The organism is Bacillus sp. FSL H7-0578 (genome assembly GCF_038630855.1).
Lineage (GTDB): Bacteria > Bacillota > Bacilli > Bacillales > Bacillaceae > Bacillus > Bacillus safensis.
Window position 1 is genome coordinate 1,068,180 of sequence record NZ_CP152045.1, and the last position, 19,386, is coordinate 1,087,565.

Annotated in this window: 18 protein-coding genes and 1 riboswitch; of the genes, 11 read left to right on the forward strand and 7 right to left on the reverse strand. The window is 42.0% G+C overall.

The window, feature by feature from the left end:
• Positions 1-67: 67 nt before the first annotated feature.
• The 3 genes from metH to MHB41_RS05360 form a co-directional block, all read right to left on the reverse strand.
• The gene (gene metH / locus MHB41_RS05350; protein ID WP_340899006.1) at positions 68-3,496 is read right to left on the reverse strand and encodes a methionine synthase; all 3,429 of its coding nucleotides are present in this window, start codon (positions 3,494-3,496) and stop codon (positions 68-70) included.
• Positions 3,480-5,321, reverse strand: a complete 1,842-nt coding sequence (locus MHB41_RS05355) for a bifunctional homocysteine S-methyltransferase/methylenetetrahydrofolate reductase (RefSeq protein WP_340899005.1) — start codon at positions 5,319-5,321, stop codon at positions 3,480-3,482. The genes metH and MHB41_RS05355 overlap by 17 nt, the downstream gene beginning before the upstream one ends.
• 78 nt (positions 5,322-5,399) lie before the next feature.
• Positions 5,400-5,518, reverse strand: a riboswitch (SAM riboswitch).
• An 81-nt stretch (positions 5,519-5,599) separates the two neighbouring features.
• Positions 5,600-6,091: a YajQ family cyclic di-GMP-binding protein gene (locus MHB41_RS05360; protein ID WP_012009527.1), complete on the reverse strand. Its 492-nt coding sequence runs from the start codon at positions 6,089-6,091 to the stop codon at positions 5,600-5,602.
• 225 nt (positions 6,092-6,316) lie between these two features.
• On the opposite strand from MHB41_RS05360, the gene MHB41_RS05365 reads away from it, so the two are divergent.
• From MHB41_RS05365 to MHB41_RS05375, 3 genes are all read left to right on the forward strand, one after another.
• Positions 6,317-7,165 (forward strand): S1 RNA-binding domain-containing protein, encoded by an 849-nt coding sequence (locus tag MHB41_RS05365; protein WP_024426505.1) that lies wholly within the window; start codon positions 6,317-6,319, stop codon positions 7,163-7,165.
• 145 nt (positions 7,166-7,310) lie between these two features.
• Complete coding sequence (locus MHB41_RS05370) at positions 7,311-8,288, forward strand: BMP family ABC transporter substrate-binding protein (protein ID WP_024426504.1); 978 nt, start codon at positions 7,311-7,313, stop codon at positions 8,286-8,288.
• A complete protein-coding gene (locus MHB41_RS05375) occupies positions 8,285-9,934 on the forward strand; it encodes a methyl-accepting chemotaxis protein (protein WP_024426503.1) in 1,650 nt (549 codons plus the stop codon). Before MHB41_RS05370 ends, MHB41_RS05375 begins: the two co-directional genes overlap by 4 nt.
• A gap of 47 nt (positions 9,935-9,981) precedes the next feature.
• On the opposite strand, the gene MHB41_RS05380 is transcribed toward MHB41_RS05375, so the two are convergent.
• Positions 9,982-10,833, reverse strand: a complete 852-nt coding sequence (locus MHB41_RS05380; RefSeq protein WP_024425073.1) for a DegV family protein — start codon at positions 10,831-10,833, stop codon at positions 9,982-9,984.
• 139 nt (positions 10,834-10,972) lie between these two features.
• Between MHB41_RS05380 and MHB41_RS05385 the strand changes: the two genes are divergently transcribed.
• Both MHB41_RS05385 and MHB41_RS05390 read left to right on the forward strand, forming a co-directional pair.
• The gene (locus MHB41_RS05385) at positions 10,973-11,815 is read left to right on the forward strand and encodes a YitT family protein (protein ID WP_024425072.1); all 843 of its coding nucleotides are present in this window, start codon (positions 10,973-10,975) and stop codon (positions 11,813-11,815) included.
• A gap of 14 nt (positions 11,816-11,829) precedes the next feature.
• Entirely contained in the window at positions 11,830-12,285 is a 456-nt protein-coding gene (locus MHB41_RS05390) for a BsuPI-related putative proteinase inhibitor (protein ID WP_024426502.1), read from the forward strand.
• A 51-nt stretch (positions 12,286-12,336) separates the two neighbouring features.
• On the opposite strand, the gene MHB41_RS05395 is transcribed toward MHB41_RS05390, so the two are convergent.
• The 3 genes from MHB41_RS05395 to MHB41_RS05405 all read right to left on the reverse strand — a co-directional run bounded on the left by MHB41_RS05395 (position 12,337) and on the right by MHB41_RS05405 (position 13,575).
• Complete coding sequence (locus MHB41_RS05395) at positions 12,337-12,528, reverse strand: DUF3813 domain-containing protein (protein ID WP_024425070.1); 192 nt, start codon at positions 12,526-12,528, stop codon at positions 12,337-12,339.
• A complete protein-coding gene (locus MHB41_RS05400) occupies positions 12,525-12,674 on the reverse strand; it encodes a hypothetical protein (RefSeq protein ID WP_024425069.1) in 150 nt (49 codons plus the stop codon). Before MHB41_RS05400 ends, MHB41_RS05395 begins: the two co-directional genes overlap by 4 nt.
• A gap of 88 nt (positions 12,675-12,762) precedes the next feature.
• Positions 12,763-13,575, reverse strand: coding sequence for a Cof-type HAD-IIB family hydrolase (locus MHB41_RS05405; RefSeq protein ID WP_024425068.1), 813 nt, complete (start codon positions 13,573-13,575; stop codon positions 12,763-12,765).
• Between the two features lie 137 nt (positions 13,576-13,712).
• Here MHB41_RS05405 and MHB41_RS05410 point away from each other — a divergent pair, with 137 nt between their 5' ends.
• From MHB41_RS05410 to argJ, 6 genes are all read left to right on the forward strand, one after another.
• Complete coding sequence (locus MHB41_RS05410) at positions 13,713-14,498, forward strand: prolyl oligopeptidase family serine peptidase (protein WP_024426501.1); 786 nt, start codon at positions 13,713-13,715, stop codon at positions 14,496-14,498.
• Between the two features lie 46 nt (positions 14,499-14,544).
• A complete protein-coding gene (locus MHB41_RS05415) occupies positions 14,545-14,853 on the forward strand; it encodes a metal-sulfur cluster assembly factor (protein WP_024425066.1) in 309 nt (102 codons plus the stop codon).
• Positions 14,854-14,976: 123 nt separating this feature from the next.
• Positions 14,977-16,422: an FAD-binding oxidoreductase gene (locus MHB41_RS05420; RefSeq protein WP_061109661.1), complete on the forward strand. Its 1,446-nt coding sequence runs from the start codon at positions 14,977-14,979 to the stop codon at positions 16,420-16,422.
• Complete coding sequence (locus MHB41_RS05425; protein WP_061109662.1) at positions 16,419-16,967, forward strand: MFS transporter; 549 nt, start codon at positions 16,419-16,421, stop codon at positions 16,965-16,967. Before MHB41_RS05420 ends, MHB41_RS05425 begins: the two co-directional genes overlap by 4 nt.
• Before the next feature lie 136 nt (positions 16,968-17,103).
• Complete coding sequence (argC, locus tag MHB41_RS05430; protein WP_061109663.1) at positions 17,104-18,141, forward strand: N-acetyl-gamma-glutamyl-phosphate reductase; 1,038 nt, start codon at positions 17,104-17,106, stop codon at positions 18,139-18,141.
• Positions 18,142-18,163: 22 nt separating this feature from the next.
• On the forward strand, positions 18,164-19,384 hold the full coding sequence (gene argJ, locus MHB41_RS05435) for a bifunctional ornithine acetyltransferase/N-acetylglutamate synthase (RefSeq protein ID WP_061109664.1): 1,221 nt from the start codon (positions 18,164-18,166) through the stop codon (positions 19,382-19,384).
• Positions 19,385-19,386: the final 2 nt, after the last annotated feature.

The following is a 19,386-nucleotide window of genomic DNA, read 5'->3' on the forward strand; positions in this document are numbered from 1 at the left end:
AAAAAGGAAAATCCTTTTCCTCTCAGCGTGTATCAAAAAAGAACCCCCAATGACGGAGGGTCCAGTCTTAATGAACATTAAAATATCGAGCTTCAGGGTGGGAAACGACGATCGCTGAAACAGATGCTTCAGGTTCCATCATGAATCCTTCTGTGAGATGGATGCCGATTTTTTCAGGCTGAAGCAGCTTGAACAGCTTTTCTTGATCCTCAAGATTTGGACACGCTGGATAACCAAAGGAATAGCGCTGCCCTTGATATTTCGCTTGGAATCGTTTTTCCATTGTAAAATCGACTGGGTCAGGGAATCCCCATTTGTCACGAATCACTTGGTGGGTTCTTTCAGCTAATCCCTCTGCAAGCTCAAGTGCGAGAGCTTGGACAGCATGCATTTTTAAATAATCTCCTTCCTGCTTAAATTGCTGCGCGACCTCGCGTATACGCGCGCCGGCTGTGACGGCGAATAAGGCAATATAATCTTTCTCGTTTTCATCACTTTTCCGTACATAATCAGAAATGGAGCGGTACGGGAGCTTCTCCTGTCTTGGAAATTGGAACGTTTCAATGATGCGGTCAGGCTCTACGGGATCATAAATATGCAAATCATTTCCGTCTGAACTGGCAGGGAAGAATTGATACACAAATGCTGGCGCAAACCAGTTTTTCTCTCTGCCTTCGTTTAGAAGATCTGTGACAAGCTGTTTTAATTCCAATGCTTTTGGGTGCTGTTCAGCTAATAAGGTTTTGATCTTTCCCTTTAAGCCGAGATGATGACCAATAAGCATTTGTTCATTCACATAAGGCATAATATGATGCAAATCGATGTCTCTCACATAATGGCGTGCGGTATTTTCTGGCGTAAATACCGGTGCCTTCGGGAGTGCTGCGCGTTTTTCTAGTAATTCTATGACAGCTTTCGGCTGCTTTCCTTCTTTTTCCTTGAAAGGTGCCGCTGGCTCTTCTTGCGGTTTTGTTTGAAATTGAAGAGGATTCGCTTTTAACTCATTGGCTAATGATAGTCCGTCCATCGCATCTTTTGCATAAAGAACAGGTCCATCATAATGAGGCGAAATTTTCATTTTCGTAAATTTACGAGAAAGGGCAGCACCGCCGACCAAAATAGGAACAGAAATATTGGCTTTTTGTAAATCTTGAGCGGTTAGTACCATTTGCTGTGCGGATTTTACAAGTAAGCCTGATAATCCAATCATATCTGGTTTTTCCTTTTGCACAGCTTCAATCAATGTTTGAGGTGTCACCTTGATGCCGAGGTCGACCACCTGAAAGCCGTTATTGCTCAAAATGATGTCGACGAGGTTTTTCCCGATATCATGGACATCTCCTTTTACAGTCGCAAGTAGAATCTTTCCTTTCCCGCTCGCATGCTGCTTTTCCATATATTGCTCAAGAAACGAAACAGATGCTTTCATGACCTCAGCCGATTGAAGCACTTCGGCTACAATCAATTCGTTTTGATTAAAAAGACGACCAACTTCAGCCATTCCCTGCATTAACGGGCCATTGATGATATGAAGCGGCGATTCATATTGCTCCAAAGCAAGGGATAGGTCATCGACGAGACCTTCTTTCGTTCCCTCGACGACATAGAGCGCCAGCCTTTCTTCAAGTGATAAGGAGATCTTTGGTTTTTTCTCCGTTTTCTTTTTGCCGCGGTAAAATTGGGTGAATTCAGCCAGTGTTTGATCATTTGTTTCATAAAGCAAGGTTTCAGCTAGTTTGATTTCTTCCTTTGGAATGGAAGCGAAGCGTTCAAGCTTTTCTGTATTGACAATGGCATAGTCAAGCCCTGCTTGCACGCAGTGATACAAATAGACGGCATTTAAGATTTCTCTGCCAACAGGCGGAAGTCCGAAAGATACGTTGCTGATGCCTAAAATGGTGAGGCACTCAGGCAGGGTTTCCTTAATCATTTTAATGCCTTTGATCGTTTCTTCAGCGGCGCCAATATATTGCTCGTCTCCAGTGCCTACGGGAAAGACAAGCGGATCAAAAATGATGTCACTTGCGGGAATACCATATTTCTTTGTTAGTAAATCGTGAGAACGTACAGCAATTTCAAGCTTTCGTTCTGCTGTCACCGCCATTCCTATTTCATCAATCGTGCCAACAACGAGTGCACCGCCATATAGCTTCACAAGAGGAAGAATCTCTTCAAAGCGTTCCTCGCCATCCTCAAGGTTGATGGAATTGATGATGGCTTTCCCTTGAGAGTAGGTGAGTGCCTTTTCAATCACGTGTTTATCCGTTGAATCAATGACAAAAGGGGCTTTCACCTTTTTCATGGCTTCTTGTAAAAAGCCTTCCATGTCTGCTGCCTCATCACGGTCTGGATCGGCGAGACACACATCAACGACGTGAGCGCCATTTTTCACTTGAGCACGAGCAATTTCTGCTGCTTCTTCAAACTTTTGTTCCGCAATGAGCCGTTTGAATTTGCGAGAACCAATGACATTGGTCCGTTCGCCTACAAAAAGAGGACGCATCGAATCCTCATAAATAAGAGGCTCAATTCCTGATACGGTATGCTGCGGTGATTCGCGGTTGATATGACGCGGCTGAAGCGTGCGTACTTCATCTGACAATGCTTGAATATGCGCAGGTGTAGTCCCGCAGCAGCCGCCGACAATATTTAACCAGCCTTCCTTAGCAAAGGCGGCGATTTTTTTAGCAAGAGAGGCAGGGGATTCGTGATATTGGCCTTCTTCATCTGGGAGACCAGCATTCGGATAGCAGCTCACCGCTGACTTTGCAATGGAGGAGAGCGTGCGGATGTGGTCTGTCATAAATTCTGGACCAGTCGCACAGTTAAGGCCCACACTGATTGGTTTCATATGCTCAAGAGAAATATAAAAGGCTTCAATATCCTGACCAGCAAGGGTGGTGCCCATCGGTTCAATCGTTCCTGATACCATGAGTGGTAATTGGATGCCCGTTTGCTGAAAGGCTTCCTGAATCCCTTTGAATCCAGCTTTTACATTCAGCATATCTTGGCTTGTTTCTAAAAGAAGGGCATCACACTTTCCGTCAATCAGAGCGCGGGCCTGCTCTTCATAATTTCTGACGAGCTCACTGAAGGTTGTGCCGCCTGTTACAGATAATGTTTTCGTTGTCGGGCCCATTGCGCCTACAACAAAACGAGGCTTTTCTGGTGTGGAGAAACGGTCAGCTTCTGCCTTTGCCAGCTGCGCAGCTCGAACATTGAGTTCATAGGCAAGGTGCCCAAGCCCATATTCGTCAAGGACGAGCTTTGTCGCGCCGAACGTATTTGTTTCAATGAGGTCAGCACTTGCTTCAAGGTACTCCCTATGGATCTTAGAGATGATGTGAGGGGCTGTCACATTCAAATACTCGTTACAGCCCTCATACTCTTCTCCGCCAAAGTCCTCTGCTGTCAGGTTGGCGTTTTGAATCATTGTGCCCATTGCCCCATCAAGGACGAGGATGCGTTTTTTGAGCTGTTCAGTGATAGGTGACATGGACGTTAGACTCCTTTTCTTTCTGATGGATGTAGGTGGTCAGTTCTGCTGTTAAATCTGATCGAAGGAAAGGAGTAATTAAATAAATGCCATTAAACAATTCGCAGGCTGTATCTAATAAAGAGCGGGCAATCGCTAAGCCTTCTGTTCGCTGCTTTTCTTTATCCTCGCCAGCTTTGGCCATAATGTCACGAATAGAATCAGATAATTTGATGCCTGGAATTTCGTGATGAATAAACTCTGCATTTCGGCTGCTTGTTAACGGCATAATGCCGATATAAATCGGTTTATCCAAGTGGCGGCTTTCCTCATGAATTTTCACAAGCTGTTCCTCAGAATAAACAGGCTGTGAAATAAAATAATCAGCACCGTATTCGATTTTTTTCTCAAGACGTTTCACCGCTTTATCAATATGGCGCACATTTGGGTTAAACGCGCCAGCCACTGAAAAATTGGTCTTTTTGCCAAGGGGCTTTCCTGAGAAAGAAAGGCCTTCGTTAAACTGTTTGATGAGACGAATCAAATCAAAGGAGGTTAAATCATACACAGATGTTGCACCTGGGAAGTCTCCAATTTTAGATGGATCGCCTGTGATCGCTAAAATATCGGTTAATCCAAGGGTATCGAGCCCCATTAAATGAGATTGAAGCCCAATCAAATTACGGTCGCGGCATGTGATATGAACAAGAGAACGCATATCGAGCTGCTGCTTTAATAATGCGCCGCAAGCGACATTGCTAATGCGCGGAGTCGCAAGAGAATTATCGGCTAACGTCAATGCATCAATGCCAGCATTCTTTAATTCATTTGCAGCAACGAGAAATTTTTCGAAGTTCAGCTTCTTCGGCGGATCAAGCTCTACGATAATCGATCGTTTTTTCACAGCCAGCTCATCAAGACCTGGCTCAGTGCGCTGATCTTGGATGGAAATGATTTCTTCTTTTAACACCTTCACTTCTTTTTCAGTGATCGGTGCTAAATCTTTGACCGCTTCAGCCATTGCGCTAATATGCTGAGGTGTTGTTCCGCAGCAGCCTCCGATAATACGTGCGCCCTGATTTCTAAATTCAAGTGCACTTTTTCGGAAATAATCGTTATCGGTATCATAGACGAGTCTGCCTGCTTCAAGAGAGGGGAGACTGCTGTTAGGATAGACAGATAAATGCGAATTTTCCAAAAGTGGAACGCCTTCGAGTGCCTGAATCATGTGATAAGGGCCCAGCCGGCAGTTGATGCCGACAACATCTGCACCAAGAGATGATAACTCAGATAAACCATCCTTCAGGGGGGTACCATCCTGCAAAACGCCTTGTTCATGCATTGAGACGTTCATGACAATCGGAAGAGTCGTTTCTTTGCGGGCAATTTGGAGAACAGCCTTCGCTTCTTCTATATCATAATATGTTTCAAGCAATATTCCGTCAGGCTCTTCATTTAATAGGATGTACAGCTGCTCTCTAAAGCTTCGTTTGATTTCTTCTATAGAGTAAGCATTTTTGTTAAACGTTCGAATGCCGCCAATTGTTCCGAGTACATAAGCAGAGCCTGCGGCTGCTTTTGCAATTTGTACCGCTTTTGTATTGATGCGTTTCGTTTCTTCCTCTAAGCCGTAGCGGGATAGTTTAATATAATTCGCACCGTATGTGTTCGTTTGGATGATGTCAGCGCCTGCCTGCACATATGCTTCGTGCACGCGTTTCACTTCATCCTCTTTCGATAAATTTAATTCTTCAAAGCAGCGGTCAATGCCGTAAGAGTATAAAAGTGTTCCCATCGCTCCGTCAGCTATCAGTACGCGGTTTTGTAAGTCTTGTAATAGGCCCATTGTATTCCTCCTTATTTCTATGTAACAAAAAAAGCCTTCTGATAAGAAGAAGACTTTTTGGCTATATCGTAATTCTTCTCCTTATCTTCCAAGCAGTTGCTTGCTGGATTTAGCACCTTGGTCATAGAAAATAGATTTCTACTACACCGGTTGCTGAGGCTTCACAGGGCCAGTCCCTCTGCCTCTCTTGATAAGAAAGCAATATGAACATGTCAATGAATTGAACTTCCATCAACTGTAACGAAAAATGCAGAAATAATCAATGGAAAATTTGAAATTTATCGAAAATTTATAAATTGGACATCAATCGGTAAATCAGCCTTGCGCATAAGAGAAATCACCTCTTGTAAATCATCTTTATTTTTCCCTGTCACACGCACTTGGTCATCCTGAAATTGTGATTTCACTTTGATGCCAGACTGCTTGATAAGCGCGTTGATCTTTTTGGCGTTGTCTTGATCAATCCCGCTGATCAGCTTCGCACGCTGGCGTACTGTACCGCCTAGGGCATGCTCAGTTTTTCCGTAATCGATGTTTTTAGTTGGAACATTTCGTTTGATCAGCTTTGTCACAAGTACATCTTTTAGCTGCTCAAGTTTGAAGTCATCATCAGAAATGAGGACAAGCTCTTCTTTTTCGAGAGAAATATCACTTTTACTTCCTTTAAAATCATAACGGTTTTTAATTTCTTTCAGTGCTGCTTGAACAGCGTTTTGCACTTCAGGCAGTTCAACCTTCGATACAATGTCAAATGAGCTTTCTTTTGCCATCACACATGACCTCCAAGTTTAGATATTGCGTCTATTTTATCATGCAAATAGCAGAAGAAGAAAACTTTATCAAAGAGTAAAGCCGCCAGCCGTATAAATCGTGTCCAGTTTGTCCACTTTAGCTAACAGAACTAGAGATGTTCATGCAGGAAGAAGTATAGTAGAATAGAGTGAATCAAAAGATGAACGAACGCTCTTTTATGGGCAGATAGGAAGGAAGAGAACATGAGACCAGGTGAGCAACTGACCTTGCAAATAGAGAATGAAATGGAATACGGCTACTTTTTGACAGACGGTGAAGATTCGGTCCTCTTACACCGCAGTGAAATGACAGAAGATATTGGTGACCGAGATGAAGTAGAGGTCTACTTATATGTAGATCATGAAGAAAGACTCGCTGCCACGATGAAAATACCTACAATTAACGCACATACATACGACTGGGTAGAAGTCGTGGACGTGGTAGAAGACATGGGCGCATTTGTTGATGTTGGGCTGTCAAAGGATGCACTTGTTGCAACAGAACACCTCCCGCCTTTTGAGGAAGCATGGCCGAAAAAAGGAGACAAACTCTACTGTATGCTGAAAGTCACAAGCTACGGCAGAATGTTCGCAAAACCAGCCACAGAAGACGTGATCAGTGAATTGTTCACAGAGGCACCAGAAACCTTAATGAACAAAGAAATCACTGGAACAATCTATCGTTTAATTGCGACAGGTTCTTTTATGCTGACAGATACAGGCGTGCGTGGGTTTATTCACCGCACGGAACGAAAGGAAGAGCCACGATTAGGATCGACCGTGACAGGACGCGTCATTGCAGTGAAAGAGGACGGAACGGTGAACGTTTCTCTGCTTCCTAGAAAACAGGATGCACTATCTGTCGATGCAGAAGAAATTTTAACCTATATGAGAACAAGAAACGGCGCCATGCCTTATGGGGACAAAAGTGATCCAGAGGATATCCGCGAAAGATTTCAAATGAGCAAGGCAGCCTTTAAACGAGCACTAGGTCATCTCATGAAAAATGATTTAGTTTACCAAAAAGAAGGCTGGACATACGAGAAAAAGTGAGCATTTGCTCACTTTTTTATTTTTGTCTTAAATAATGGATTTTTTCTGTGAAAAAAGTCATGAAAAACCTTCACTAATCATTGAAACAACGCCTCTCAAATCCGATAAAAAAGGAGTAAGGATGATAAAAGGAGTGTGTTTTTGGATGAAAGTGAAGATTTCATTACTTCTGATGGCAGCCATGCTTATGGTGCTCGCCGCATGCGGTAATCAACAGGAGAGTTCGCCAAAATCAACTGCGAAGCATATTGGCGTTATGCTCACAGATGATGGTCTTGGTGATCAATCATTTAACGATTCATCATTTAAAGGATTAGAAAAAGCACGTGATGAGCTTGGCATTGAATTTGATTATAGAGAAATTGCAGAAACTGATACATATGAAAAAGGGCTGACAGAACTCGTAAAAGATGGAAATGATCTTGTCATTGGTGTAGGTTTCAGTATGCAAGAAGACCTGGAAAAAGTCGCAAAGAAATATCCGAAGAAGCAGTTCCTTTTGATCGATGCTGTATCTGAGCTGAAAAATGTGACCTCTGTGACGTTTAAAGAAGAGCAAGGCAGCTATTTAGCGGGAGCACTTGCTGCGATGACAACGAAAAGCGATGTCATTGGATTTGTTGGCGGTGTTGACGCAGATGTCATTCATCGTTTTGAAAAAGGATTTCAAAAAGGCGCCAAATCAGTCAATCCGAAAATCAAGATCTTATCCACCTATGCCGGTACGTTTAGTGATGCAGGCAAGGGTAGTAAAATAGCCAAAGACATGATCAAAAAGAAAGCAGACGTTTTATATGCCGCAGCCGGTTATACAGGTGTCGGTGTATTAAAAGAAGCGCAGGCGCAGGGTAAATATGCCATTGGTGTAGACAGCGATCAGTACTATACTGCTGAAAAAGCGGTCATTTCGTCTATGGTGAAAAAAGTCGATGAAGTGGTCTATCAATTCAGTGAACAGCTCGTCAAGAACAATCAAATGAAAAGCGGTCATGTTGTCTATGACTTAAGCAATGATGGAATCGATATGGCAAAAATCCGGATCCTGAAAAATGCTGAGACACTGACCAAAAAATTAAATGGTCTGAAGCAGACGCTTCTAAAAGAAGAGGGGGACGCATCATGAGCTTACGCGTCAAAATTTTACTTAACTCACTTATTTCACTTCTTTTAGCAGTTGGCGTCATCGCCTTTATCATTGTCAGCATGACAAAGATCCAATCATCAAATGAGACAGATGTGCAAACCTTATTAAACGTACAAAAAACGAAGGCAAGCTTTGAAAGTGTCGAGCAAGCCATGACCAATTATTCGATGACACTCTCAGATGAACAGCTAGAGATCGTTCAAAACGATATTTCTACAGCAAAAAAGCAGCTGCAAACGCTAAACAAACATGCAGGAAATATGAACAAAGAGGCATTAACAAGGTTAAATTCAAAATTTGACACGTGGACCAAGGAAGCAAACAACGCCATTGGTGAAAAAAACGCATCGGATGCAAGACGTGTGGCAGCAAGAATTGATGGCGTTTTAAACGATGTGCATACGATGAATAAAAGGGCAGAAGAAGCGTATAAACAAAATCTAGAGGCTGCAGCAGACAATGTCCAATGGATTATTACAAGTGCACTCGTCTCAGCACTTACACTAATTGTCATTGCTGTCTTTTTGAATATTGGATTAACGCGATCCATCGTGACACCCATCAAATCACTATCCTACAGAGCAAAGCAGATCGCAGAAGGCAATCTTGCTGTGGAGCGGATGGATATTCAGCGCAAGGATGAAATCGGCGGCTTGAATGAATCCTTTAATCAAATGACAGATCAGCTGATTAGTCTGATTAAAGAAATCAGCAATGTCTCAAGCCGAGTAGAGACATTCTCGATCCACCTGAATGATGAAAACAAAAAGATGATGGAGTCTGCGAATCAAGTATCTGTTTCGACAGACGAAATGGCCAATGGGTCACAAGCGATTTCAGAAGATCTCCAGCACGGCGTCAGCTTGATTGAGAAAATGGACCAGCATGGACGTAAAAATTCAGAACGCTCGCAAACGGTCATCCGCAGTACAGAGGATGCCATCGAAGCCGTAGAAAGCGGAAAGCACACGTTAACAGAAACAAAAACAGCGATTGAAAAAAATACACATGCCACGAGACAAATCGAAGAATCAGCAGGAGAATTTACGCAATACGCCAGCGGAATCTCGGCCATGGCCAAAACGGTTTCTGACATTGCGGACCAAACAAACCTGCTTTCCTTAAACGCAGCCATTGAAGCGGCAAGAGCAGGCGAAGCTGGAAAAGGCTTTGCCGTTGTAGCAGATGAAATTCGCAAGCTTGCTGATGAATCGTCTAATGCAACAAGACAAATCTTTGACATGGTCAGTCATATTGAAAGAGGCATTCAATCCATTAGTCAAACTGTTCAAGAAGGGGTCAAACTTTCACTTCAGCAGCAGGATGCGATGGACAAAACCTCACACTCCTTTGAAGATATAGAAACAAAAGCGCAGCATATTAAACAAGAAATGGCGGTCTTAAATGACCAAATTATGCAATCAACAGAACTTGGCGGACAAGTGCTGCACTCGATTGAAAATATTAGTGCAGTTGTAGAAGAAACAGCAGCTGGCAGCGAAGAAATTTCTGCCTCAGCCAATGAACAGCTGCAATCGTTCCATCAAATGAACAAACAGGTCGAAGAATTGATGAGTATGACGGCGAGGTTAAATGAAACCGTCCAGCGATTTAAACTTTCATAAGAAAAGCACCCTTCCCGTGTTGTGTCAGGGAAGGGTGCTTTTTATGATCATTTGCCTGTAAAAAAGATCGCAAGCGTGCTAGGCCCTGAATGGGACCCAACAGCGGCACCGATGATTTGAATATCAATTTCCTTTGGATGAAATTCGGCTTCGATCAGCTGTTTCATGTCTTCCGCCAGTGCAGGATCATCACCATGACTAATACCGACCGTTTGGTTCGACCAATCCGTTCCGCGTTCTTTCATTAGTTCAATAATGCGTTTCAGCAGTTTTTTACGTCCGCGGATTTTTTCAAGCGGGATGAGTTTTCCATCTTCGACATGTAAAATGGGCTTAATACTTAACAAACCGCCAACAAATGCGGACGCTTTACTGATTCTTCCGCCCCTTGCTAAATACGATAAATCGTCTACAGTAAAAATATGTTGTAAAGATTCACAAAAATGCTTTACAGACGTTTCAATTTCTTGTATTGTATTTCCGTCAATGGCAAGTGATTGAGCGTGTTTGACAGCAAGCCCATAGCCGAGTGAAGCGCATTTAGAATCAATGATTCGTAAATCAAAATCAGGGTATTCTTCCTTCACTTCGTTTGCCATCATCACAGCTGTCTGGTATGTACCTGAAAGCTCTGATGAAAAAGCGACATAGATAGCAGATGTATGGGTTTGAGCGGCAGAAACAAAGGTTTCCTTGATCCGGTTTGGTGAAGCCTGTGACGTTTTTGGACTGGCTCCTTGTCTCATCGCATCAAATACTTGTTTTGGTTCAATGGTGATCAAATCCTCAAATTCCTGCTCGCCAAGTAACACGCGGAGCGGAATGAGCGTTATGTTATGTTCATCATAATAAGAAAGAGGCAGATCAGCAGCACTGTCTGCTATGATATGAACAGTCATATAAATCCCTTCTTTCTAAAAAATAAGCCATATTTTACATCTTTTTAGCCTAACTATATCATAGAAATCATCTTTTCGTGTTCAAATTCTAAATTTTAGGGAAAACCATAGAGAGAATGGTAAGTGGAGGAATGACAACATGTTCATTGGAGAAGCAAAAAAACTCATTGTCGTCGTTATTGGTGCATTACTCAATGCGATTGGACTGAATTTATTTTTAATCCCAGCTGACGTATATGCAAGCGGTTTTACAGGGGTAGCCCAGCTGTTATCCAGCTTAATCGATCAATATGCGCCATTTTATGTATCAACAGGGATTCTATTATTTATTTTAAACATTCCAGTCGGCATTTTAGGCTGGATGAAAGTTGGCCGTTCCTTTACTTTGTACAGCATCATCAGTGTTGCACTGACGACCATTTTCCTTGGCATTTTACCAGAAACGAGTGTTTCCCACGATATTTTATTAAATGCTGTGTTTGGCGGTGTCATATCCGCAGTAGGGATTGGGATTACGCTCAAATACGGGGCATCGACAGGCGGACTAGACATTGTTGCTATGGTTTTAGCGAAGTGGAAGGATAAACCAGTTGGCACGTATTTCTTCATTTTAAATGGAATCATCATTTTTACAGCAGGATTATTACAAGGTTGGGAGAAAGCATTATATACCCTTGTCACATTATATGTGACTACAAGGGTCATTGATGCCATCCATACAAGACATGAGAAGCTGACCGCGATGATTGTCACGAAGAAAGCAGATGAAATCAAAGAAGCCATTTACGGAAAAATGGTCAGAGGCATTACGACTGTACCTGCAAAAGGCGCATTCACCAACGAGCAAAAGGAAATGATGGTGATCGTTATTACAAGGTATGAGCTTTATGAACTTGAACAAATTATTAAAGAAGTCGATCCAAAAGCCTTTACAAATATTGTGCAGACAACCAATATTCTTGGATTTTTCAGACGAGATTAAAAGGTGGGTAGCAGATGAAAAAAGGGTTTGTGCTTCTTCTCATTCTATTGGTTTTAGCCGCTTGTGGACAACAAAAAAAGGATGAACCAGACAAGGAGGTATCCGGTCAAATGGGAGAAAAAACGGTTGAGCTCACAGTAGACCCCGTCCAGAAAGGTTCTTCAGTTCAATTTAACATGTCACTGAAAAATGAATCAGATCGAGATTTTGAATTTACTTTTAACACAAGCCAAAAATTCGAGCTTAGTGTGTATGACGAAAACGGGAATGAACAATACCGCTATTCGAAAGACCGTATGTTCACACAGGCCATCCAGACTTTTGTGCTGAAAAAAGGCGAGGCCTATGATTTTCAAGATACATGGTCAAACGGTGTAAAGCCCGGAACATACGAAGCAGTCGTAACGTTTAAAGGAAAAGCAGAAGGGCTGAAACAAATCACGGAGAAGAAAACATTCCAAGTCAAATAAGCGAGGGAATCAGAAAAAGCTGTCCACATTAGGTGAACAGCTTTTTTTATGTTAGAGATCATCGAGCAAGTCTTGGAAGGTATGCAGCTGGTTTCTTTCTGCATCTGTCGAATTGGCAAATGCAGAGGATACGGCATTTTTCGCTCGTTTGACTGCCTGCTGACGCTCTAACCCAGATGAAAATGAAGAAGTAAGAGCTTCTTCAGTAAACGATTTGGCTTGATCAAAAAGTTCGTTTCTCACAATGAACCTCCAGAAGCATCAGTCTTCATATTCCCTCTGTCTGACGCTTCTTCAAGTGTCGAACGATAAGGAAAACGTGCGTCATGAAGACTGACTGAATCTTTACCTTGTTGTATAAAGCGTTTCGATTTGCTTCTTTTACCCATTCGGAATCCGCCCCTTTACACAAGCTGACAGGACAACCTGTCTAACGGTAGTATGCCCGCTTTCATCTGCTATGTATGAATGGAAAAATTAAAGCGAGAAGTAATTCGTTAGAAACTTTGCAATCCCATCTTGTTCATTTGTATCAGTGACTTCATTTGAGACACGTTTCACGGCATCAATTCCGTTGCCCATTGCTACACCGCATCCAGCAAATTCAAGCATTTCTAAATCATTGTCTTCATCTCCGAATGCCACAATCCGCTCCTTAGGAACACCGTAATAATCACTGATCTTTTGCAGTCCAACGGCTTTGTTCATGCCTGTTTTAATGATTTCAATCACGTGCCACGGGGCAGCCCAGCGCCTGTGATCAATCACTTCTGCATGAACATCTGATAAATAGCTTCGAATGGCTCCAACGTCCTCTTCTTTTGCATGAATTAACACGCTCGTCACATTCTCTCCAAGGTTGTCCCTAAGGTCTCCAACAGTGACTTTGTTTGCATTCATATTAAAGATATCAATGAGTTTTTCATCATGATAATGGAAATACAAATCGTCTAACACTTCAGCTAAGACATTATGCACTTTATATTCTTCACTAATGTCTACAAGCTGTTTGACTACTTGAAGATCAAGTGACGTATGAAATCTGCCCCATTTTTCATCAAGAGGATGATGGACAAACGCTCCGTTAAAATTCACAATGGGTGAATCAAGCTGTAATTGCTGATAATAAGGAGAGCTGGAACGAAATGGCCGGCCTGTTGATATACAGACGTGATGCCCGCTGTCTCTCACTTTTTGAATGACGTCAAGTGTATGCGCAGAAATGGTTTTATCATCTTTTAATAATGTGCCATCCAGGTCAAGTGCGATTAGATAAGGTTTAGTCTCCATAAAATCTCCTTTGATCTGTAAGTGATAGGAGGCAATTCATGCTAGCGCCTCTTTCTATAGTGTATCTTTATCACATCTTTGTTGTCTACATGTTAAAATAAACAAAGACGGGAATGATAAAGGAGGATTCATAGGCTGTGATCACCATTGATGAGCAAATTACGCGCGATATTCCATTTTTACATATCGTAAAAGCTGAAAATAAAGACAAACCGCTGCCGCTTGTATTTTTTATTCACGGATTTACAAGTGCACGTGAGCATAATTTACACTTTGCCTTCCATTTGGCGGAAAAAGGCATGAGAGTCATTTTACCTGACTGTGCTTATCATGGTGTAAGATCAGAAAACCTCAGCTTAGAGGAACTGGCATCAAAGTTCTGGGAAATTGTCCTGAACGAAATTCGTGAAATCGATATACTTAAAACATACTTTCAAGAAAAACAATTGATTGAAGCCGATCTGATAGGCGTTGCGGGTACATCCATGGGCGGCATCACCACCTTTGGTGCACTTGCCAAGCATGATTGGATCAAAGTCGCTGTCAGCTTGATGGGAAGTCCAAACTATACGACATTTCTAAAAGCACAAATCATGGACATGCGTCACAAAGGGTTGATGAAAGACATTACAGACGAAGAGGTTCATCTGCAATTAGACGCCCTGCGCCCATATGATTTAACGCTGCAAACAGATCGATTAAACAAAAGACCGCTGTTATTCTGGCATGCAGAAAACGATCCTGTCGTCCCTTACCGGCACGCAAAAACTCTATATGATGAGTTAGTAGCCACACAATATAAGCAGGATCCGCATCTGATTCGTTTTATCACTGATGGACAAGCTGGACATAAGGTCTCAAGACAAGCGATGTTCGAAACGATAGACTGGTTTGAGACACATCTGAAAAGCACAAACGTTTAGTCATAAGAAAAAGTACGTTATACTAATGGAAAAAGGAGTGGATATCATGGATGAAGCATTGAAAGAAAATATTTTAGGCGCCCTAGAACAGGTGATTGACCCTGAGCTGAATGTCGACATCGTCAATCTTGGACTTGTCTATGATGTCGATCTTGATGAGAATGGAAAAGCGGATATCACCATGACCTTAACATCAATGGGGTGTCCTCTTGCACCAATTATCGTAGACGAAGTCAAAAAAGCATTAAGTGATCTTCCAGAAGTAAAAGAAACAGAAGTTCACATCGTATGGAATCCCCCTTGGACACGAGACAAAATGTCAAGATACGCAAAAATCGCGCTCGGTATTCAATAAGCACAAAATGAAAAATGCCTGGTATGAGTTGAACTCATGCCAGGTTTTTTTATGAAAAATTAAGCTGGAGGAAGAGAGTAGCTTGATATAATGGATGTAATTTTATAGAACGGAGTACCTATCATGAAACAAAAATGGCTATGGATCGTTCTTTTGATCGTATATGCTGCTGCATTTCTTATATCAATCACTATACGAGAAGGCCAAGTACACAAAAAAAAGGATCTTGAGGCTTTTACTGATGTCAGTCATCTCATGCCTGTCAAAATCAAAAAAATTGTTCAAGGGAAAGAGATAGACACGTTAAAAGAAGTATTGAAAGAAGCAAAAGCTAAACACCTGCCGATTTCTATTGCCGGAAAACAGCATAGTATGGGCGGCCACACATATTATGAAAACGGCATCGTGCTCGATATGACGGAATTCCGCCAGATTTTAGCGTTTGATCCAAAAAAGAAAACGATTCGCGTTCAAAGCGGTGCTACATGGGATGATATACAAAAATATGTGAATCCATATGGCCTAGCTGTGAAGGTGATGCAATCGCAGAATATCTTTACAATTGGCGGATCTTTAAGTGCAAATGCACATGGACGTGACATTCGCTACGGGTCACTCATTGATACGGTACGTTCCTTTAGGCTGTTAAAAGCAAATGGTGAGATTGTCACAGTAAAGCCAGGTGATGATTTGTTTTCTGCGGTCATTGGGGGATACGGATTGTTCGGTGTCATTTTAGATGCTGATCTTTCTTTAACAAAAGATGAATTATATAAAATGGAGACAACCTCTCTAGATTACGATGAGTATACGGATTATTTTCAAAAGCATGTCAAACACAATAAAGAAGTACGCATGCATCTTGCCAGAATCTCAACAGCAAAAACAAACTTTTTGAAAGAAATGTATGTGACGAATTATTCCCTCTCTTCAGATCAAAAAAACGAATCATATCAAGAGCTGAAAGAAGATCAACTCGTTATGCCATTGAAATTTATGCTCGGCCTTTCAAGGAGATTTGATATGGGGAAAGATCTGCTCTGGAATTTGCAAAAGAAGTATTTCCTAAGTCAAAATGATCAGCTGATCACAAGAAACAATGTGATGCGTTCTGATTCTGCCTTTTTGGAATATGAAAATGAGTCAGACACAGATGTGCTGCAGGAATATTTCGTCCCAGTTGACCGTTTTCGTGCGTACATCGATGACATGAGAGCCTTCTTACAACAGGAAGATTTGAATCTAATGAATATCACAATCCGCTACGTTCAAAAAAATGAAAAAGCGGATCTCTCATATGCGAAACAAGATATGTTTGCCCTTGTGCTTTTAGTGAATTACGGGTTCGAAAAAGAAGAGAAGGCGGAAGCAGAGCGGATCATTCGAAAAATGACAGATATCACGCTGCGGCACGATGGAAGCTATTACTTACCGTACATGCCTTATCAAACGAAGGCGCAAATGAAGCGGGCTTATCCTAAAACCGATGTATTTTTCCAAAAGAAAAAACAAGCAGATCCAGATGGCACGTTTACCAACTACTTTTATGAGAGGTACAATACACAATGAATGCAAAAGCAATGAAATGGTTCGTCTACTCTCAAAGTCTGCTGTTTTTCGCCAGCAGTTTGATATTCCCCTTTTACATTCTTTTTATTAAAAATGTTGGATCAAGCTATTCACAGTTTGGACTCGCCTATGGTCTGTTTGGTTTAAGCGGTGCGTTTATTCATTTACTTTTAGGAAAACTGCCGGAAACCACTGACAGGCGGCTCTTTTTAATCATTCATTCGTTCGGTATGGCGTTTCTTTTGCTGCTTTTTCCGCATATAACAGAAGTGGAGCAAGTGTATATCATTCAGCTTGCACTTGGTGCGCTGGGCGGCTTTCAAAAACATGGGGAGAAACTGCTTGTCACTGATCTGACAACAGAGAACAAAAGAATGAAAGAAGTCGGTCACTATCATTTTTGGACAGCCCTATTTTCATCCATTGCCATTATGCTTGGCGGCCTGTTTGCTGATTTCTTTACCGTTTACTTCATTTTTTATGCAAGCTCCATATTATATTTATGCAGTGCACTCATGGTCCTCTATATCAAAAACGAAAGATAAATCCGCATGTCTCATGAAGATATGCGGTTTTTTTGTTGAAAAAAATGAAAACGAATATTAAATATACAATTGAATTAATTTTTATACATGTTATAATGTTAAATAATTTCACAAAGATCAAGAGGGTGTATTGACGTTGAAAATAGGTATTATAGGTGCTACAGGGTACGGTGGTGCGGAATTGGTTCGTATCTTCAAGCATCACCCGCATGTGGAGGAATGTATATTGTATTCATCAAGTGGTGATGGGCAATCATACAGTCAATCTTATCCGCATCTGACAAACATGACTGACCAAACATTAAAAGCCATTGACCCGGCTGCCATTGTGCAAGAGACAGATGCTGTGTTTTTAGCGACACCAGCAGGCGTATCTAGTGAACTGACACCAAAGCTGATGAATCAAGGAGTGCCGATCATTGATTTATCAGGTGATTTGCGCATTCAAGATGGAGCAACCTATGAAGCTTGGTATAAACGAAGGGCAGCGGATGCAGCATCTGTCCAGCAAGCGGTTTACGGTTTATCCGAACTGAATCGTGACAAAATTCAACAGGCTGAAGTGATTGCCAATCCGGGCTGCTTTCCTACCGCAGTTCTTCTCGGTTTAGCACCGCTCATCAAACAGAATGTCATCGATGAATCCATGATTATAATAGATGCAAAAACAGGGGTGTCCGGTGCCGGACGATCTGCCTCACTTGGCACGCATTTTTCAGAACTAAACGATAACTTTAAAATTTATAAGGTGAATGAGCATCAGCATACGCCAGAAATAGAGCAAATATTAAGAGAATGGAATCCGCAGACGGCGAACGTCACATTTTCTACGCATCTTGTCCCGATGACAAGAGGGATTATGGCGACGATGTATACACAATTAAAAACAGAAGCCACAAAAGAAGAATTGATGAAGCGAATGAAAGACTTTTATGAAGATTCCTATTTTGTCAGAGTGAGAGATCACGGCGTTTATCCACAAACGAAAGAAGTATACGGCAGTAACTTCTGTGATATTGGCTTTCATTTAGATGAGCGAACAGGGAGACTGACAATCGTGTCGGTCATAGACAATCTCATGAAAGGCGCGGCCGGCCAAGCGGTTCAAAACTTCAACATTATCAAAGGCTTACATGAAGAGGCGGGCCTCACAATGACACCTCTTTATCCATAAGAGAACAGGGGAGACAACAAACATGATCGAATTGAATGAAAAAAGCATTGTCAAAATAGACGGTGACGTATCATCACCAAAAGGCTTTGAAGCAAAGGGGATTCACATTGGCTTGCGCTATTCAAAAAAAGACCTTGGCCTCATCGTCAGCGAAGTACCAGCAGCAAGTGCAGCGGTCTACACACAAAGTCACTTTCAAGCTGCGCCTCTCAAAGTCACACAACAAAGCTTAAAAAAGACAGGACAATTAAAAGGTGTCATTGTCAATAGTGCTATCGCCAATGCATGTACTGGTGAGCAGGGAATAAAAGACGCATACGACATGCAGGCAGCCTGTGCAGATATGTTAGGTGTAGCACCTGATTACATTGCTGTTTCTTCTACTGGTGTCATTGGGGAATGTCTGGAGATGGATAAAATCAAAAAGGGCATCGCCGATTTAAAAGAAGCAAAAGCCGAAAAAGGCCATTTTGAAGAAGCGATCTTAACGACAGATACTGTCATTAAAAATACAGCATACACTCTTACGATAGACGAAAAAGAGATTATCATTTCAGGCGCAGCAAAAGGCTCTGGCATGATTCACCCGAACATGGCGACAATGCTTGGCTTTGTCACAACAGATGCAAATGTTGAACAGGAAGCCTTACAGCAAGCGCTTCGTGACATTACGGATGTGACCTTTAATCAAATTACCGTCGACGGAGAAACTTCGACAAACGATATGGTGCTTGTGATGGCAAATGGCATGGCACAAAACGATGTACTCAATGAAGAGCATCCAGAATGGCCATTGTTTAAAGAAGGATTAAAACTTGCTTGTGAGGATTTAGCCAAAGAGATTGCGAGAGATGGAGAAGGCGCAACAAAATTAATTGAAGCGAAAGTCGCTGGTGCTAAAAATAACTTGGAAGCCGGCATCATTGCGAAAAAAATCGTTGGTTCAAGTCTTGTTAAAACTGCCGTATATGGTACGGATGCCAACTGGGGCCGAATCGTTGGAGCCATTGGTCATAGCGCAGCTTCCGTCACACCGGAAGAGGTAGAAGTCTATTTAGGCGGACAATGTTTGTTCAAACGCAATGAACCGCAGCCATTCTCAGAAGAGGAAGCAAAAGCATATCTAGAAAAGGATGAGATTACGATTTTCATTCAAATGAGTGAGGGGAATGGTGAAGCAGCAGCATGGGGCTGTGACCTTACCTATGATTATGTGAAAATTAACGCGAGCTATCGCACATAAAG

Coding starts and splice junctions, on each gene's coding strand:
- metH (WP_340899006.1), bottom strand. CDS start 3,496: ATGTCACCTATCACTGAACAGCTCAAAAAACGCATCCTCGTCCTTGAT.
- MHB41_RS05355 (WP_340899005.1), bottom strand. CDS start 5,321: ATGGGCCTATTACAAGACTTACAAAACCGCGTACTGATAGCTGACGGA.
- MHB41_RS05360 (WP_012009527.1), bottom strand. CDS start 6,091: ATGGCAAAAGAAAGCTCATTTGACATTGTATCGAAGGTTGAACTGCCT.
- MHB41_RS05365 (WP_024426505.1), top strand. CDS start 6,317: ATGAGACCAGGTGAGCAACTGACCTTGCAAATAGAGAATGAAATGGAA.
- MHB41_RS05370 (WP_024426504.1), top strand. CDS start 7,311: ATGAAAGTGAAGATTTCATTACTTCTGATGGCAGCCATGCTTATGGTG.
- MHB41_RS05375 (WP_024426503.1), top strand. CDS start 8,285: ATGAGCTTACGCGTCAAAATTTTACTTAACTCACTTATTTCACTTCTT.
- MHB41_RS05380 (WP_024425073.1), bottom strand. CDS start 10,833: ATGACTGTTCATATCATAGCAGACAGTGCTGCTGATCTGCCTCTTTCT.
- MHB41_RS05385 (WP_024425072.1), top strand. CDS start 10,973: ATGTTCATTGGAGAAGCAAAAAAACTCATTGTCGTCGTTATTGGTGCA.
- MHB41_RS05390 (WP_024426502.1), top strand. CDS start 11,830: ATGAAAAAAGGGTTTGTGCTTCTTCTCATTCTATTGGTTTTAGCCGCT.
- MHB41_RS05400 (WP_024425069.1), bottom strand. CDS start 12,674: ATGGGTAAAAGAAGCAAATCGAAACGCTTTATACAACAAGGTAAAGAT.
- MHB41_RS05405 (WP_024425068.1), bottom strand. CDS start 13,575: ATGGAGACTAAACCTTATCTAATCGCACTTGACCTGGATGGCACATTA.
- MHB41_RS05415 (WP_024425066.1), top strand. CDS start 14,545: ATGGATGAAGCATTGAAAGAAAATATTTTAGGCGCCCTAGAACAGGTG.
- MHB41_RS05420 (WP_061109661.1), top strand. CDS start 14,977: ATGAAACAAAAATGGCTATGGATCGTTCTTTTGATCGTATATGCTGCT.
- MHB41_RS05425 (WP_061109662.1), top strand. CDS start 16,419: ATGAATGCAAAAGCAATGAAATGGTTCGTCTACTCTCAAAGTCTGCTG.
- argJ (WP_061109664.1), top strand. CDS start 18,164: ATGATCGAATTGAATGAAAAAAGCATTGTCAAAATAGACGGTGACGTA.